The sequence below is a fragment of the Pseudomonas sp. FP597 genome (genome assembly GCF_030687435.1).
In the GTDB taxonomy this organism is placed as follows: domain Bacteria; phylum Pseudomonadota; class Gammaproteobacteria; order Pseudomonadales; family Pseudomonadaceae; genus Aquipseudomonas; species Aquipseudomonas lactucae.
On the sequence record NZ_CP117432.1, the window covers coordinates 6,198,042 to 6,213,862 of the forward strand.

Here is a 15,821-nt window from a genome sequence, read left to right on the forward strand (position 1 = left end):
GGGCGAACCCAGGATAGTTTGAGCCTTACTTGCCCGTCTTGACCTTGGTCCAGCTACGGGTCATCAAGCGTTGCACGTTCGGGGGTAGCTCGAAGTTGACGAATGTCCGATCGAGAACCGCCTGCGGTGGGTAAACCGCTGCGTCGGTGCGTATCGATTGCTCCATCAGTTTGTCCGCCCCTAGGTTAGGGTTGGCGTAACCGACTTGATCACTGACCTGAGCGATGACCTCAGGTTGCAGCAAATAGTTAATGAAGGCATGGGCTTGCTTGACGTTGGTCGCATCCTTGGGAATCGCCAGTACGTCAAACCACAGGTTGCCGCCTTCTTTCGGAATGACATAGGCGATGTTCACGCCTTTGCCTGCTTCGCTTGCGCGCGCCTTGGCCTGGAACACATCGCCGGAGAACCCGGCGGCTACGCAGATGTTGCCGTTGGCCAGGTCCGAGATGTATTTGGAGGAATGGAAGTAGGTCACGTAGGGCCGCACTTTGAGCAGCTTTTCTTCAGCTTTTTTGTAGTCGTCCGGGTTGGTGCTGTTAGGGTTAAGCCCCATGTAGTTGAGCACCGCCGGCAGCATTTCATCGGCCGAGTCCATGAAGGACACGCCGCAGGTGGCCAGCTTCTTCATGTTTTCCGGCTCGAACAGCACCGCCCAGGAATCGATATGGTCGACGCCCAGCACTTGCTTCACTTTGTCGACGTTGTAGCCGATGCCGTTGGTGCCCCACAGGTACGGCACTGCGTACTGGTTGCCTGGGTCGTTCTTCTCCAGACGCTTGAGCAGCGTCGGGTCAAGGTTGGCGTAGTTGGTCAGCAGCGACCGGTCCAGCTTCTGGAACGCCCCGGCCTTGATCTGCTTGCCGAGGAAGTGGTTGGACGGCACCACCACGTCGTAACCGGTACGCCCGGCCAGCAACTTGCCTTCCAGGGTTTCGTTGGAGTCAAACACGTCATACACGGGCTTGATACCGGTGGCCTTTTCGAAGTTGGCCAGGGTGTCGGGGCCGATGTAGTCCGACCAGTTATAAATATGCACCGTAGGGGCGGCCTGCACGCTGACAGCCAGCGTGATACCCGCGCCCACCAGCAAGGCTTGGCGAAATAAAGAAATTGGCAAGTGGAGGTCCTCTTAAATAGTTGGGCCTTAACAGTTGTTGCCCGGCAACAAAACCGGCGCGCAACTTACCCTCGATAAACCGATCCGGCAAAACTTTCTGTCATTTAATGTGTGGGAGGGAGCAACCCCCTCCCACAGGTATCACGGCTTATTTACCGGACTTGATCTTGGTCCAGCTGCGCGTCATTTCACGTTGAGTGGCAGCGGGCAGGTCAGCAATGGCGTAGAGCTTGGCCTGCACATCAGCGGGTGGGTAGATGCCCGGGTCGCTGGTGATGTCTTTGTCGACCAGTGCGGTGGCCTTCTCGTTACCGTTCGGGAACCGCACGCTGTTGGTGATCGAAGCCATGACTTCCGGCTTGAGCAGGTAGTTCAGGAACGTATAAGCGGCATCGACGTTTTCGGCATCCTTAGGGATGGCGACCATGTCGAAGAAGCTACCGGCGCCTTCTTTCGGAATGTCGTAGGCCACTTTGACCTTGCCACCGGCTTCAGCCGCACGGGACTTGGCCTGCTGGATGTCACCCGAGTAACCCACGGCCACGCAGATGTTGCCGTTGGCGAGGTCGGAAATGTACTTGGAGGAGTGGAAGTAGCCGATCGAAGGACGGATCTTGAGGAACAGGTCTTCGGCTTGCTTGAGCTGTTTTTTATCCTGAGTGTCGGTTGGCAGGCCCAGGTAATGCAGCGCCACCGGCAGCATTTCGGTAGGCGAATCGAGGAAGCTCACGCCGCAGCTTTTGAGCTTGGCGATATTTTCAGGCTTGAGCAGCACATCCCACGAGTCGATCTTGTCCACGCCCAGCGCGGCCTTGACCTTCTCCGGGTTATAGCCGATGCCGATCGAACCCCACATGTACGGGAAGGCGTGCTTGTTGTCCGGGTCGCTGACCGACACGGCCTTGAGCAAGGAGGTGTTCAGGTTGCGGTAGTTGGACAGCTTGGACTTGTCCAGCTCCTGATAGACACCGGCCTTGATCTGCTTGGCGAGGAAGTTGTTCGACGGTACGACGATGTCGTAGCCGGACTTGCCTGCCAGCAGCTTGGCTTCGAGGGTTTCGTTGCTGTCGAATACGTCGTACACCACTTTGATGCCAGACTCTTTTTCAAAGTTGGCGATGGTGTCCGGCGCGATGTAGTCGGACCAGTTGTAGACGTGCAGCACTTTATCGTCCGCCTGGGCCGCGCCCGCCATTGCGCCCATCAGGGACAAGGCGAGGAGAGTCTTGCCAGCGTTCTTCAAACCTAATGCCTTCATTATGGTGATGCTCCAATTTTTTTCTTTTTTGGGCCACATTCTTTTATGTTCAGCGGCCCTTCCAGAGGGCAACAAAACAGGGCGACAGTCTGGCAAGTTCAGGGGCTGGCTTTCAACCAAGGCCCCCAACATTTCTAACTGCCCAGACGCAGCATCAAAAGCCACCGCGCACTGAGCCTAGCACTTAGCCCTGCAACGCCGCCAAAGTCAGGTCCAGGCACGTACGCGCCTTGGTCACCAGCTCATCGATTTCGGCCTTGCTGATCACCAGCGGCGGAGAAATGATCATGGTGTCGCCGACGGCGCGCATGATCAGCCCGTTGTTGAAGCAGAAGTTGCGGCAAATCATGCCCACGCCCTTGCCTTCATAACGTTTGCGGGTGGCCTTGTCCTGAACCAGCTCGATTGCACCGAGCATGCCCACACCGCGAACTTCGCCCACCAACGGATGATCAGCCAGCTCCCTCAGGCGCTTTTGCAAATACGGTGCCGTTTCGTCATGAACCCGACTGACGATTTTTTCATCGCGCATGATGCGGATGTTTTCCAGGGCCACCGCCGCCGCCACCGGATGGCCGGAGTAGGTGAAGCCGTGGTTGAAATCACCGCCTTCGTTAAGCACGGCTACCACGTCGTCGCGCACGATCAGGCCACCCATGGGGATGTAACCCGAGGTGAGTCCCTTGGCGATGGTCATCATGTGCGGCTTGAGGTCGTAGAAGTCGCTACCGAACCACTCACCGGTACGGCCGAACCCGCAGATCACCTCGTCGGCGACAAACAGGATGTCGTACTTGGCGAGGATTTCCTTGATGCGCGGCCAGTAGGTGTCGGGCGGCACGATCACACCACCGGCGCCCTGGATCGGCTCGGCAATAAAGGCACCGACGGTGTCCACGCCCAGTTCCAGGATCTTTTCTTCCAACTGGTTGGCGGCCCAGGTGCCGAATTCGTCGGGGCTCATGTTGCCACCTTCGCCGAACCAGTACGGCTGGGCGATGTGGGTGATGCCCGGAATCGGCAAGTCGCCCTGTTCATGCATATACGTCATGCCACCCAGGCTGGCGCCGGCCACGGTGGAGCCGTGGTAGCCATTCTTGCGGCTGATGATGGTTTTCTTGTTCGGCTGGCCTTTGATCGCCCAGTAGTGGCGGACCATGCGCAACATGGTGTCGTTGCCTTCGGAGCCGGAACCGGTAAAGAACACGTGGTTCATGCCGGCGGGCGCAACGCCTGCAATGGCCTTGGCCAGCTCCAGCACCGGCGGGTGAGCGGTCTGGAAGAACAGGTTGTAGTACGGCAGTTCTTTCATCTGTTTGGCGGCGGCGTCGGCCAGTTCATCGCGACCGTAACCGATCGCCACGCACCATAGGCCGGCCATGCCGTCGAGGATTTTGTTGCCTTCGCTGTCCCACAAGTACACGCCGTGGGCTTTGGTGATGATCCGTGGGCCTTTCTCTTTCAATTGCTTGAAGTCGCTGAACGGCGCCAGGTGGTGATCACTGCTCAAGGCTTGCCATTCACGGGTTTGCGGGTTGTTGCTGGACATACCGATCTCCTAGACTTTTCAGTGAAGGGCGCGCTGTGCAGGCAGCGCGCCCGGCGCATCAGACGGCAAAGAGCAGGAATTCCCGCTCCCACGAACTGATCACGCGCTTGAAGTTTTCATGCTCGGCCCGCTTGACCGCGACATAGCCTGTGATGAATTTCTGACCCAGGTATTTCTCGATGGTCTTGCTGTTTTCCATGCGTTCCAGGGCGTCTTCGATGGTCAACGGCAGGCGCAGGTTGCGTCGCTCATAACCCCGGCCCACTACCGGCGCGCTTGGGTTGTGGCCTTCGACCATGCCGATGTAGCCGCACAACAAGCTGGCGGCAATCGCCAGGTACGGGTTGGCGTCAGCGCCCGGCAGGCGGTTTTCCACACGGCGGTTCTGCGGGCCGGCATCCGGTACGCGAAGGCCGACGGTGCGGTTTTCTTCGCCCCACTCCACGTTCACCGGCGCCGAGGTATCGGGCAGGAAGCGGCGGAACGAGTTCACGTTGGGTGCAAATAATGGCAGCAATTCGGGAATGAATTTCTGCAGGCCGCCAATGTGGTTGAGGAACAGCTGGCTCATGGTCCCGTCTTCATTGGAGAAGACATTCTTGCCGGTGGCGATGTCGATGATGCTCTGGTGCAGGTGCATCGCGCTGCCGGGCTCGCCGGTCATCGGCTTGGCCATGAAGGTGGCGGCCACGTCGTGCTTGAGCGCGGCTTCACGCATGGTGCGCTTGAACACCAGGATCTGGTCGGCCAGGGACAGCGCGTCGCCGTGACGGAAGTTGATTTCCATCTGCGCGGTGCCGTCTTCGTGGATCAGGGTGTCGAGGTCCAGCTCCTGCAGTTCGCACCAGTCGTAGACGTCTTCGAACAGCGGGTCGAATTCGTTGGCGGCTTCAATAGAGAAGGACTGGCGGCCGGTCTCCGGGCGCCCGGAACGGCCGATCGGCGGTTGCAGCGGGAAGTCCGGGTCTTCGCAGCGCTTGGTCAGGTAGAACTCCATCTCCGGCGCCACGATGGGCTGCCAGCCTTTGTCGGCGTAGAGCTTGAGGACTTTCTTGAGTACGTTGCGCGGCGACAGCTCGATCGGGTTGCCTTGCTTGTCGTAGGTGTCGTGGATCACCTGGGCGGTCGGCTCGATGGCCCAGGGCACCAGGAACACCGCATTCTGGTCGGGGCGGCAGATCATGTCGATGTCGGCCGGGTCGAGCAATTCGTAATAGATGTCGTCTTCGACATAGTCGCCGGTCACGGTCTGCAACAGCACGCTCTCGGGCAGGCGCATGCCTTTTTCGGCGATGAACTTGTTGGTCGGCGAGATCTTGCCCCGGGTGATGCCGGTGAGGTCGCCAATCATGCATTCGACTTCTGTGATCTTGTGGTCTTTCAACCAATCGGTGAGCTGGTCGAGGTTGTTACTCATAAATGCCTCTGGGCTGGGTTTCCTGGCATCCATTAAAGGCCAGGCGTTGGTTGACGCAGCATCCGCGTCGTTTTTTCGTTCGAGGTAGGAGCTTACCTGCCATTTGCTGCAGCGTTGCATTCCTCACGCCAAAGTTGTGCGTAATCTTGATCGGCGCGCTCGATGAGGGCCGGTCAGTGACGAATGAGAGGGCAACGGAGAGGCGGGACTGGCCGTCAAGAATATTGGCCGGTGCATGAGCATTCACGCGGGATGAACGGACTGCGGACAACGCCTGGCTGAAGCAGGCGCAGACGCCGAGTGGCGGCAGGTGAAACATGAAGCACCCCGGTATTATTGCTGTTATGGGTTTGAATCGAGCTTAGCCTTGTTCATTTTTTTACACAACACCCCCGTAAAAAATACAACACGGCCCGCTCAAGCCTGCGAGTCCCAAGCCCATCGAACCCAAAAAATCGCCCTAAAAAGCCCCAAAAAAGCCTTCGCAGCGCTTTTTTAGGGCAAAAAAGGCCTCGCTTGACTTCGGCATGCCGTTCGGGTTGACTGAAACCAGAAAAGATCAATGATTGATATTTTTAACAACAAAGGTGTTGCATCATGTCGGTACCCCCGCGTGCCGTTCAGCTTAACGAAGCGAACGCGTTCCTTAAGGATCATCCTGAGGTTCTGTACGTAGACCTTCTAATTGCGGATATGAATGGTGTGGTGCGCGGCAAGCGCATCGAACGCACCAGCCTCCACAAGGTTTACGAGAAGGGCATTAACCTGCCTGCCTCTTTATTTGCCCTGGATATCAACGGCTCGACGGTGGAAAGCACCGGCCTGGGCCTGGACATCGGTGATGCTGACCGAATCTGTTATCCAATCCCCGACACCCTGTGCAATGAGCCCTGGCAAAAGCGCCCTACCGCGCAATTGCTGATGACCATGCACGAACTTGAAGGTGAACCCTTCTTCGCCGATCCGCGCGAAGTACTCCGCCAAGTCGTCAGCAAGTTCGATGACATGGGCCTGACCATCTGCGCCGCCTTCGAGCTTGAGTTCTACCTGATCGACCAGGAGAACGTGAACGGCCGCCCACAACCGCCACGCTCGCCGATCTCCGGCAAACGCCCGCACTCGACACAGGTCTACCTGATCGACGACCTCGACGAATACGTCGACTGCCTCCAGGACATCCTGGAAGGTGCCAAAGAGCAAGGCATCCCGGCCGACGCCATCGTCAAGGAAAGTGCCCCGGCGCAGTTCGAAGTGAACCTGCACCACGTGGCCGACCCGATCAAGGCCTGCGACTACGCGGTACTGCTCAAGCGCCTGATCAAGAACATCGCCTACGACCATGAGATGGACACCACCTTCATGGCCAAGCCTTACCCAGGCCAGGCGGGCAACGGTCTGCACGTGCACATTTCGATCCTGGACAAGGACGGCAAGAACATCTTCGCCAGCGAGGATCCCGAGCAGAACGCCGCATTGCGTCACGCGATCGGCGGTGTGCTGGAGACCCTACCCGCCCAGATGGCGTTCCTGTGCCCCAACGTCAACTCCTACCGTCGTTTCGGCGCACAGTTCTACGTGCCCAACTCGCCGTGCTGGGGCCTGGACAACCGCACCGTGGCGATTCGCGTACCGACCGGCTCGTCCGACGCCGTACGTATCGAACACCGTGTGGCCGGCGCCGATGCCAACCCTTACCTGCTGATGGCTTCGGTCCTGGCGGGTGTGCATCACGGTCTGACCAACAAGATCGAACCGGGCGCGCCCGTGGAAGGCAACAGCTACGAGCAGAACGAGCAAAGCCTGCCGAACAACCTGCGCGATGCCCTGCGCGAGCTGGACGACAGCGAGGTGATGGCCAAGTACATCGATCCTAAATACATCGATATCTTCGTCGCCTGCAAGGAAAGTGAGCTGGAAGAGTTCGAACACTCCATCTCCGACCTTGAGTACAACTGGTACCTGCATACCGTTTAACCGGCGGTTGCATTGACTGTGGTGAGCGGGTTTGCCCCGCGCTGGGTGGCGAAGCCGCCCTGAAACCAGACGCCGCATTCTGCCTGTCAGAATGCGGCGTTTTTATTGGGGCCGCTGCGCAGCCCAGCGCGGGGCAAGCCCGCTCGCCACAAAAGCCCCCTACCCAACTATGGACCTCTGCGTACAATGCCCGCTGCCTTGTAGGAGACTTCCATGACCACCCGCCCCGCCTCCCCGCGCAAACCTCGCGCCCGCAGCCAGGCCAGGATCGACGCGATTCTCGACGCCGCCCGCACCTTGCTCGCCGCCGAAGGCGTGGCCGGTCTGTCGATCTACAGCGTGGCCGAGCGCGCGCAGATTCCGCCATCGTCGGTGTACCACTTTTTCGCCAGCGTACCGGCGTTGCTGCAAGCGTTGACGGCCGATGTGCACGCGGCGTTCCGGGCAGCGATTCAGACCCCCATTGAGCATGAGTCACTCAAGCACTGGCGCGACCTGTCCTACATCGTCGAGCAGCGCATGCTCTCCATCTATGACCAGGACGCCGCCGCGCGTCAGTTAATTCTGGCCCAGCATGGCCTCACCGAGGTGACCCAGGCCGACCGCCAGCATGATCTGGAATTAGGGGATTTGATGCTCACGGTGTTCAACCGCCACTTCGAAGTGCCGACCCTGCCCACGGACGTGGATGTGTTTGCCCTGGCGCTGGAATTGAGCGACCGCGTGTATGCGCGCTCGGTGCATCAGCATGGGCTGATTACGCCGCGCATGGCGGAGGAAGGGATGCGTGTGTTTGATGCGTATGTGGGGCTATACCTGCCGCCCTACCTGCCCAAACGCTGAGTCTTGCGTTAACTGGGCCGGCCTCATCGGGTGCAAGCCCCCTCCCACAGTTTGATCTGTGAACATTCAAATGTGGGAGGGGGCTTGCACCCGATGGCGGCCTCAAGGCCAATCACAACTTGGCGATCGACACCTCAGTGGATTTCACAAAGGCAATCACTTCACTGCCAATCACCAGTTCCAACTCTTTGACCGAGCGCGTGGTGATCACCGAAGTGACGATCCCGGAGGCGGTCTGCACGTCGATTTCCGACAGCACGTCGCCGACCACGATTTCCTTGATGGTGCCTTTGAACTGGTTACGCACGTTGATGGCTTTAATAGTCATGGTGTTCTTCCTTCGTGGGACAAGTGAGTTATTGCGCCCAACGCAGTTGCGTAGGCAGCGGTGAAACAGGTTCGGGTTCCGGCGGGGTACCGGGCAACGACAGCACACGGTTGAGCACTTCGGCTTCCAGCGCCGCCAGGCGATGGGAGCCACGGGCCCGTGGGCGTGGCAGGTCGACGATCAGGTCGAGGCCGATTTCGCCGTCTTCGATCAGGATCACTCGGTCGGCAATCGCCACGGCTTCGCTGACGTCGTGGGTCACCAGCAACACGGTGAAGCCGTGCTTGCGCCACAGGTTTTCGATCAGTTGCTGCATCTCGATGCGGGTCAGGGCATCCAGCGCGCCCAGGGGTTCATCGAGTAACAGCAAGCGCGGTTGGTGGATCAGCGCGCGGGCCAGAGCCACCCGTTGTTTTTGGCCGCCGGACAGTGCCGCCGGCCATTCATTGGCGCGCTCGGCCAGGCCGACCGCTTCCAAGGCCTGCAGAGCCTTGGGGCGCCAGTCGCCCTTGAGGCCCAGGCCCACGTTGTCGATGATTTTTTTCCAAGGCAGCAAACGCGCTTCCTGGAACATCAGCCGCGTATCTTCAATCGCTTCGCCGAGCGGCGCGGAACCGGCCAGCAACTCGCCGCCGCTGGCTTTGTCCAGGCCGGCCAGCAGGCGCAGCAAAGTGCTTTTGCCGCACCCGCTACGACCGACCACCGCCACGAACTGGCCCGCCGGAATGTGCAGATCGATCTCTTTGAGCACTTGCCGTGTGCCAAACGATTTGCGCAATTTGCGCACCGCCAGGGGAATCCCCTTCAGCAAGCGCGCAGGTTCTTGAGCACTCATGCCGCACCGCCTTTTTTCACTTGATACGCCGGGTGCCAGCGCAGCCACACACGCTCCAGGCCACGCGCCGCCAGGTCGGCCAGCTTGCCGAGGATCGCGTACATCACGATGGCCAGCACCACCACGTCGGTTTGCAGGAATTCACGGGCGTTCATCGCCAGGTAACCGATGCCCGAGCTGGCGGAGATGGTTTCCGCCACGATCAGCGTCAACCACATAAAGCCCAGGGCAAAGCGCACGCCCACCAGAATCGAGGGCAGCGCCCCCGGCAGGATCACCTGCCAGAACAGGCTGAAACCGGACAAGCCGTAGCTGCGCGACATTTCCACCAGCGCCGGGTCGACGTTACGGATGCCGTGGTAGGTATTGAGGTAAATCGGGAACAGCGTGCCGAGGGCCACCAGGAAAATCTTTGCGGTCTCGTCAATCCCGAACCACAGGATCACCAGCGGGATCAGCGCCAGGTGCGGCACGTTGCGGATCATCTGCACCGAACTGTCCAACAGGCGTTCGCCCCAGGCCGACAGCCCGGTAATAAACCCCAGCGCCAGACCGATGCTGCCACCGATCACAAAACCCAGGCCCGCACGCCAGCCGCTGATGGCCAGGTGGGTCCAGATTTCGCCGCTGGCCACCAGGTGGACCCCGGCTGCAATCACGGCACTGGGGGCCGGCAGAATACGCGTCGACAACCAGCCCGCCGACACCGACAACTGCCACACCGCCAGCAATAGAATCGGCAGCACCCAGGGCGCCACGCGATGGCTCAGTTTTTCATAGTTCATAACGCCGCCTCAGCTCTGTGACGCCGCTTTGGGAAGGATATCGTTGGCGACCATTTCGCCGAACGGGCTCACGTAACCGGCGCTTTTCGGCAGCTCGGGACGTTCGATATCCAGGTGCGGGAACAGCAGTTCGGCGACCCGGTACGACTCTTCCAAGTGTGGATAACCGGAGAAGATAAAGGTATCGATGCCCAACGCGGCGTACTCCTTGACCCGCGCCGCAACGGTTGGGCCATCGCCCACCAGCGCGGTACCCGCACCGCCGCGCACCAGGCCGACGCCAGCCCACAGGTTGGGACTGACTTCGAGATTGTCGCGGTTGCCGCCATGCAACGCCGCCATGCGTTGTTGCCCGACCGAATCGAAGCGCGCCAGGGAGGCCTGGGCGCGGGCGATGGTATCGTCATCCAGATGGGAGATCAGTTTGTCGGCGGCTTTCCAGGCTTCATCGTTGGTTTCGCGCACGATCACATGCAGACGAATGCCGAAGCGCACCGTGCGCCCCAGCTTGGCGGCCTTGGCGCGTACCTGCTCGATCTTCTCGGCAACCGCGGCCGGTGGCTCGCCCCAGGTCAGCACCATTTCCACTTGCTCGGCAGCCAAATCCTGAGCGGCTTCGGAAGAACCACCGAAGTACAAAGGCGGTCGCGGTTGCTGGATCGGTGGATAGAGCAATTTGGCGCCTTTGACGCTGATGTGCTCGCCGTCGTAGTCCACGGTTTCGCCTTCCAGCACGCGGCGCCAGATGCGCGTGAACTCGACCGAAGCCTGGTAACGCTCTTCGTGACTGAGGAACAAGCCATCACCGGCCAATTCTTCCGGATCACCGCCAGTGACCAGATTGAACAATGCCCGGCCGCCGGACAGACGATCCAGAGTCGCGGCCTGACGCGCCGCCACCGTCGGGGAAATGATCCCGGGGCGCAGGGCGACAAGGAATTTCAGACGCTGGGTCACCGGGATCAGCGACGCGGCCACCAGCCACGAGTCCTCGCAGGAGCGCCCGGTGGGGATCAAAACGCCGCCGAAACCCAGGCGGTCAGCGGCCTGGGCCACTTGCTGCAAATAACCGTGGTCGACGGCGCGTGCGCCTTCGGCGGTGCCAAGGTAGTGGCCGTCGCCGTGGGTAGGCAGAAACCAGAAAATATTGAGGCTCATGGAGTTGTCTCCTGAAGAAATCGGATTACGGCGCGTTGGCCACCGCGGCGGGTGGTGTCCAGATCACGTCCTTGATGCTCAAGGGTTTGGGGATCAATTTGAGTTGATAGAAGCTGTCGGCGATTTTCTGTTGGGCGGCGACCACTTCCGGGGTCAGGAACAACGCGCCATAGCCCTGGCGTTTCACCGAGGTCAGGGTGATGTCAGCCGGCAGGCCAAGCAGCGGCGCGACTTGTTCAGTGACTTCCTGCGGATTGGCCTTGGACCATTCGCCCACCGCGCGTACTTCTTCCACCAGCGCCTTGATCACCTGCGGGTGTTGCTCGGCATACGGCTTGGTCGCCAGGTAGAACTGGTGGTTGTCAGCAATGCCGGTGCCGTCACGCAAGGTGCGCGCTTGCAGCTGTTTCTCGGCGGCGGCCTGGTACGGGTCCCAGATCACCCAGGCGTCCACGCTGCCACGCTCGAACGCGGCGCGGGCATCGGCGGGCGGCAGGAACACGGTTTGTACGTCGGTGTATTTCAGGCCGGCGTCTTCCAGGGCACGTACCAGCAGGTAGTGCACGTTGGAGCCTTTATTGAGCACGATTTTCTTGCCCTTGAGCTCGGCCACCGATTTGATCGTCGAGTCTTTCGGCACCAGGATCGCTTCGCTGGTCGGCGCCGGCGGCTCGTAGGCCACATAGAGCAGATCGGCACCGGCGGCCTGGGCAAACACCGGCGGGGTTTCGCCGGTAACGCCGAAGTCGATGGAGCCGACGTTCAGGCCCTCAAGCAGCTGCGGGCCGCCGGGGAACTCGGTCCATTGCACCTGCACGCCTTGGGCCGCCAGGCGTTTTTCCAGGGTGCCCTTGGCTTTGAGCAACACCAGGGTGCCGTATTTCTGATAACCGATCCGCAGGGTCTCGGCGGCTTGGGCTTGAACAATGGCGCCGAAGGACACAGCCGCAGCAAACAGTGCGACCAGACCACGACGCAAGATGACAGTGCGCATGGCGCTCTCTCCAAATATGCGTTTAGGGTTTTGGCTGCACCTGCTTGGCCGTTGGCGGCTGAGTAAGGTGAGTGTTTCTTGAGTGGGTAAGGCTCAGATGCTCCAGCGAGCCGTCAGCAAACGGTCATTCAAAGCATGCGGGTCCAACGGTTTCGGGCGACGAGCCATGGCGCTGTAGAGCGTTTCCAGCGCCTCGTGCAAACGGTGTTCAAGCACCGGCACCAACTGCGCCTGGGCACTGCCTTCGCCATAGGCGATCTGGCTGTCTTCGGCAAAGATCCCGTGGAGCAATTCCTGGGCCTTGAGGGCCGACAAGACCGGCTTCAGCGCGTAGTCCACCGCCAGCATATGGGCGATGCTGCCGCCAGTGGCCATCGGCAAAACGACCTTGTGCGCCAGGGCGCGTTCGGGCAGCAGGTCGAGCACGGTTTTCAGCGCGCCGGAGAACGAGGCCTTGTAGACCGGCGTGGCTATCACCAAGCCATCCGCATTAGCCACTTGCTGCAACAGGTCGATGACCTTGGGGCTGTCGAAGCGCGCATGCAGCAAGTCTTCGGCCGGGAAGTCCCGTACCTGGTAACTCACCACTTCAACGCCTTTGTCTTGCAACCATTGACGGGTTTTTTCCAGCAAGACCCCGGAGCGGGAACGCTGGCTGGGACTGCCTCCGAGTGTGACGACCAACATGCAGGTATTCCTTGAGCAAGTGCCGGCGGTTCGCTGGGTGGGCGATGGCGCCAAGATGAAACAGACCTTACCAGCAGATTTATATATCTATAAATCTTATTTATTCATTTGTTTATTCTTAAAATGCATATAGCACCCATCCATCGCCAGGCGAAAAAAAAGGCCGTCGAAACGGCCTGAAAACCCCTGCAATGTGAGCGTTGAAATGCGGTCAACCTGTGGGAGGGGGCTTGCTCCCTCCCGCAGAGGTCCCGCGTCAGCGGTTAGGTTGTGGGGTAAGCCGCAGATACGGCTTCACTGCCCTGTAACCCTTTGGAAAGCGCTTCTTGATCTCTTCCTCGTCCTTGAGCGACGGCACGATCACCACTTCATCGCCGTCCTGCCAGTTGGCGGGGGTAGCGACCTTGTGGTTGTCGGTCAGCTGCAGCGAGTCGATGACTCGCAGGATTTCGTGGAAGTTACGGCCGGTACTCGCCGGGTAGGTGATGGTCAGGCGAATCTTTTTGTTCGGGTCGATCACGAACAGGGAACGCACGGTGAGGGTGTCACTGGCGTTGGGGTGGATCAGGTCGTAAAGGTCCGAGACCTTGCGGTCGGCGTCCGCCAGGATCGGGAAGTTGACGACGGTGTTCTGGGTCTCATTGATGTCTTCGATCCACTTGTGATGCGAGTCCACCGGGTCGACCGACAGGGCGATGGCCTTGACGCCACGCCTGGCGAATTCATCCTTGAGCTTGGCGGTAAAGCCCAGCTCGGTGGTGCACACCGGGGTGAAGTCAGCCGGATGGGAAAACAACACACCCCAGCTGTCGCCAAGCCATTCGTGAAAACGAATCTTGCCGGCGCTGGAATCCTGTTCGAAGTCGGGGGCGATATCGCCCAGTCTTAGGCTCATGGTGTGGCTCCTGATGAGTGCTTATGGAGCCACTGTGCATGGATTGACGCTGATTTAAAAAGAATAAATATCGATTTATCTAGACGATAAAAGAATATTAAAAATGTGTTCATTGGACGTGGGAAAGGGCGAGGTGCACCATTGCTTTCAAGGTTCGAGAAGGCCTTGAGACGCTGTACAAAGAGGGGTTTCAGGAAGGGCTTGCGGGGGTTTAGCCCGACTTGAAAGGCAAGACACCTTGCCCGGCGTTGCGCCGGGCAAGGTTTTACGGTCTTACAACAGCATTACGCTATTACAGCAGTGGCAGCGAGTAACTGACGATCACACGGTTTTCGTCTTGGTTACGCTGACCGGCAATATCGTTGCGCCACATGGCGTTTTTCCAGGCCACGCCAACGTTCTTGAAAGTACCTTCTGGTACGACGTAGGCAACAGTGATGTCACGTTCCCACTCGTTCGCGCCATTGGAGTTTGTTTGGACCTGAGCAACACCCACCCGGCCGCGAGTATCGATATTGTCGCCACGCAGATAAACCACACCGGCGGTCAAGCCTGGTACGCCAACTTTGGCGAAGTCGTACGCGTAACGAGCTTGCCAAGTACGCTCGCCAGCACGGGCGAATTTGGCGATCTGCGAGTCAGTGGTCAAGTAAGCCGACGAACCGTCACCTTGGTTCAACCATGGGAAGTCGCTGTTGCCGTTGCTGACCTGGTAACCACCACCGAAGGTGTGACCGGCCACCGAGTACAGGAACAAGCCGCTGTAAAGGTTGTTGTCGACTTTACCTTTGGTGACGTTAGCGCCAGCAGCGTTAGTGCCGTAGTCACCAGTGGTGAAGTAGTTCGCGTCGTTGCTGTTGGCACCGTCAGCGCGGCTGTTGAAGTAGCGCAGGTCGGTTTTCAACACGCCAGGACCGATCGCCCAGTTGTGCAGCAAGCCCAGGAAGTGCTGCTTGTAGAACTGATCCAGATTGCCGTAGTAGTACTGGGCAGTCAGGTCTTTGGTGATCTTGTAGTCGCCACCGGCGTAGATGAACTTGTTGCTGTCGCGGCCAGCGGCGGTACGGCCGTTGGCGCCCGCGAGAGACAGGTTCTCGACGTTGCTGGAGTTACGACCCTTGGCCTTTTCGATCTGACCGGCAACCAGCGTCAGGTCCTTGATGTCGTTGGTGGTGATCTGGCCACCCTGGAAAGTCTGCGGCAGCAGACGACCATCGTTGGTGATGATTACCGGCAGCTTAGGCTGCAAAGTACCCAACTTCAGTTCGGTCTGGGAGATCTTGGCTTTAGCGGTCAGGCCCAGGCTGGAGTAGTTATCAACGGCTTCACCATTGGACTTGCTCGGGAAAACCGTGCCGCCATAAGAGCCAGCGTTGCCAGCCGACGCAGCGGTTGCACCGTTGGTGCCGCCGCCCGAATCCAGACGCACGCCCAGCAGCCCAATGGCGTCAAGACCAAAGCCTACGGTGCCTTGGGTGTAACCGGAGATGAAGCGCAGGTCGAAAGCTTGGCCCCATTCTTCCGACTTGTTCTGCGCGCCGGCCGCTTTGGTAGCGTCGTCACGGTTATCGGTATTGATGTAAAAGTTACGCAGACCCAGTGTGGCCTTGCTGTCTTCGATGAAACCGGCAGCGCCTGCTTGCTGGGCGATTGCGCCCAAAGCTACAGCCAAAGCCAAGGTGGACTTATTCATGTACCGCTCCTCTCATTTCTAATTTTTGTATTTCTTCGGTCTCGGGTCTGACGCCCTCGATCCACAGATGCGCGATTAGCGCCGGATAGTGACTGGCAAGTCAATCGTAACCTTGTGTGTCTACTACCTTCGTCTAATCACAGTTGTTTTGGTCCCTGCAGGGTAATGAGTTTTTCATACACCCAAAAAGAATTGTTTCATTCTTTTTCATACGATTTGGGAATAAGCCTTTACGTGACATGGAGCAGTCAGGGTAGACCAACCGTTCCATAAGCTCATTCCTAA

The 15,821-nt window shown here is 59.2% G+C and carries 15 protein-coding genes; 2 read left to right on the forward strand and 13 right to left on the reverse strand.

The genetic code is table 11. From position 1 onward, the window contains the following. Nucleotides 1–25: 25 nt before the first annotated feature. The 5 genes from PSH66_RS28500 to PSH66_RS28520 form a co-directional block, all read right to left on the reverse strand. Nucleotides 26–1,120: a polyamine ABC transporter substrate-binding protein gene (locus tag PSH66_RS28500; RefSeq protein WP_305428066.1), complete on the reverse strand. Its 1,095-nt coding sequence runs from the start codon at nt 1,118–1,120 to the stop codon at nt 26–28. 148 nt (nt 1,121–1,268) lie between these two features. Further along, entirely contained in the window at nt 1,269–2,363 is a 1,095-nt protein-coding gene (locus PSH66_RS28505) for a polyamine ABC transporter substrate-binding protein (protein WP_042945970.1), read from the reverse strand. A gap of 199 nt (nt 2,364–2,562) precedes the next feature. After that, nucleotides 2,563–3,927 carry an aspartate aminotransferase family protein gene (locus PSH66_RS28510; protein WP_078735122.1) on the reverse strand — a complete coding sequence of 455 codons (1,365 nt, stop codon included), beginning with the start codon at nt 3,925–3,927 and terminating at the stop codon, nt 2,563–2,565. A gap of 58 nt (nt 3,928–3,985) precedes the next feature. Continuing rightward, nucleotides 3,986–5,344 carry a glutamine synthetase family protein gene (locus PSH66_RS28515; protein WP_003176780.1) on the reverse strand — a complete coding sequence of 453 codons (1,359 nt, stop codon included), beginning with the start codon at nt 5,342–5,344 and terminating at the stop codon, nt 3,986–3,988. Then, nucleotides 5,337–5,663: a hypothetical protein gene (locus PSH66_RS28520; RefSeq protein WP_176156692.1), complete on the reverse strand. Its 327-nt coding sequence runs from the start codon at nt 5,661–5,663 to the stop codon at nt 5,337–5,339. Before PSH66_RS28520 ends, PSH66_RS28515 begins: the two co-directional genes overlap by 8 nt. Before the next feature lie 278 nt (nt 5,664–5,941). Here PSH66_RS28520 and PSH66_RS28525 point away from each other — a divergent pair, with 278 nt between their 5' ends. Further along, nucleotides 5,942–7,318 carry a glutamine synthetase family protein gene (locus PSH66_RS28525; protein WP_003176781.1) on the forward strand — a complete coding sequence of 459 codons (1,377 nt, stop codon included), beginning with the start codon at nt 5,942–5,944 and terminating at the stop codon, nt 7,316–7,318. A 213-nt stretch (nt 7,319–7,531) separates the two neighbouring features. Next, complete coding sequence (locus PSH66_RS28530) at nt 7,532–8,161, forward strand: TetR/AcrR family transcriptional regulator (RefSeq protein ID WP_003176782.1); 630 nt, start codon at nt 7,532–7,534, stop codon at nt 8,159–8,161. 112 nt (nt 8,162–8,273) lie between these two features. Here the strand turns inward: PSH66_RS28530 and PSH66_RS28535 are convergent, their stop codons facing one another. From PSH66_RS28535 to PSH66_RS28570, 8 genes are all read right to left on the reverse strand, one after another. Further along, nucleotides 8,274–8,489, reverse strand: coding sequence for a molybdopterin-binding protein (locus tag PSH66_RS28535; protein WP_003176783.1), 216 nt, complete (start codon nt 8,487–8,489; stop codon nt 8,274–8,276). Nucleotides 8,490–8,517: 28 nt separating this feature from the next. After that, nucleotides 8,518–9,324 carry an aliphatic sulfonates ABC transporter ATP-binding protein gene (gene ssuB, locus PSH66_RS28540; RefSeq protein ID WP_003176784.1) on the reverse strand — a complete coding sequence of 269 codons (807 nt, stop codon included), beginning with the start codon at nt 9,322–9,324 and terminating at the stop codon, nt 8,518–8,520. Next, on the reverse strand, nt 9,321–10,109 hold the full coding sequence (ssuC, locus tag PSH66_RS28545) for an aliphatic sulfonate ABC transporter permease SsuC (RefSeq protein ID WP_078826507.1): 789 nt from the start codon (nt 10,107–10,109) through the stop codon (nt 9,321–9,323). Before ssuC ends, ssuB begins: the two co-directional genes overlap by 4 nt. A gap of 9 nt (nt 10,110–10,118) precedes the next feature. Beyond that, nucleotides 10,119–11,267: an FMNH2-dependent alkanesulfonate monooxygenase gene (ssuD, locus tag PSH66_RS28550; RefSeq protein WP_003176786.1), complete on the reverse strand. Its 1,149-nt coding sequence runs from the start codon at nt 11,265–11,267 to the stop codon at nt 10,119–10,121. Nucleotides 11,268–11,292: 25 nt separating this feature from the next. After that, nucleotides 11,293–12,261, reverse strand: a complete 969-nt coding sequence (locus PSH66_RS28555; protein ID WP_305428067.1) for a sulfonate ABC transporter substrate-binding protein — start codon at nt 12,259–12,261, stop codon at nt 11,293–11,295. Between the two features lie 93 nt (nt 12,262–12,354). Then, complete coding sequence (gene ssuE / locus PSH66_RS28560) at nt 12,355–12,948, reverse strand: NADPH-dependent FMN reductase (protein ID WP_003176788.1); 594 nt, start codon at nt 12,946–12,948, stop codon at nt 12,355–12,357. Nucleotides 12,949–13,204: 256 nt separating this feature from the next. Next, the gene (locus PSH66_RS28565) at nt 13,205–13,843 is read right to left on the reverse strand and encodes a peroxiredoxin (protein ID WP_003176789.1); all 639 of its coding nucleotides are present in this window, start codon (nt 13,841–13,843) and stop codon (nt 13,205–13,207) included. Nucleotides 13,844–14,135: 292 nt separating this feature from the next. Further along, the gene (locus PSH66_RS28570) at nt 14,136–15,536 is read right to left on the reverse strand and encodes an OprD family porin (protein WP_078735127.1); all 1,401 of its coding nucleotides are present in this window, start codon (nt 15,534–15,536) and stop codon (nt 14,136–14,138) included. Nucleotides 15,537–15,821: the final 285 nt, after the last annotated feature.

Coding starts and splice junctions, on each gene's coding strand:
- PSH66_RS28510 (WP_078735122.1), bottom strand. CDS start 3,927: ATGTCCAGCAACAACCCGCAAACCCGTGAATGGCAAGCCTTGAGCAGT.
- PSH66_RS28515 (WP_003176780.1), bottom strand. CDS start 5,344: ATGAGTAACAACCTCGACCAGCTCACCGATTGGTTGAAAGACCACAAG.
- PSH66_RS28520 (WP_176156692.1), bottom strand. CDS start 5,663: ATGTTTCACCTGCCGCCACTCGGCGTCTGCGCCTGCTTCAGCCAGGCG.
- PSH66_RS28525 (WP_003176781.1), top strand. CDS start 5,942: ATGTCGGTACCCCCGCGTGCCGTTCAGCTTAACGAAGCGAACGCGTTC.
- PSH66_RS28530 (WP_003176782.1), top strand. CDS start 7,532: ATGACCACCCGCCCCGCCTCCCCGCGCAAACCTCGCGCCCGCAGCCAG.
- PSH66_RS28535 (WP_003176783.1), bottom strand. CDS start 8,489: ATGACTATTAAAGCCATCAACGTGCGTAACCAGTTCAAAGGCACCATC.
- ssuB (WP_003176784.1), bottom strand. CDS start 9,324: ATGAGTGCTCAAGAACCTGCGCGCTTGCTGAAGGGGATTCCCCTGGCG.
- ssuC (WP_078826507.1), bottom strand. CDS start 10,109: ATGAACTATGAAAAACTGAGCCATCGCGTGGCGCCCTGGGTGCTGCCG.
- ssuD (WP_003176786.1), bottom strand. CDS start 11,267: ATGAGCCTCAATATTTTCTGGTTTCTGCCTACCCACGGCGACGGCCAC.
- PSH66_RS28555 (WP_305428067.1), bottom strand. CDS start 12,261: ATGCGCACTGTCATCTTGCGTCGTGGTCTGGTCGCACTGTTTGCTGCG.
- ssuE (WP_003176788.1), bottom strand. CDS start 12,948: ATGTTGGTCGTCACACTCGGAGGCAGTCCCAGCCAGCGTTCCCGCTCC.
- PSH66_RS28565 (WP_003176789.1), bottom strand. CDS start 13,843: ATGAGCCTAAGACTGGGCGATATCGCCCCCGACTTCGAACAGGATTCC.
- PSH66_RS28570 (WP_078735127.1), bottom strand. CDS start 15,536: ATGAATAAGTCCACCTTGGCTTTGGCTGTAGCTTTGGGCGCAATCGCC.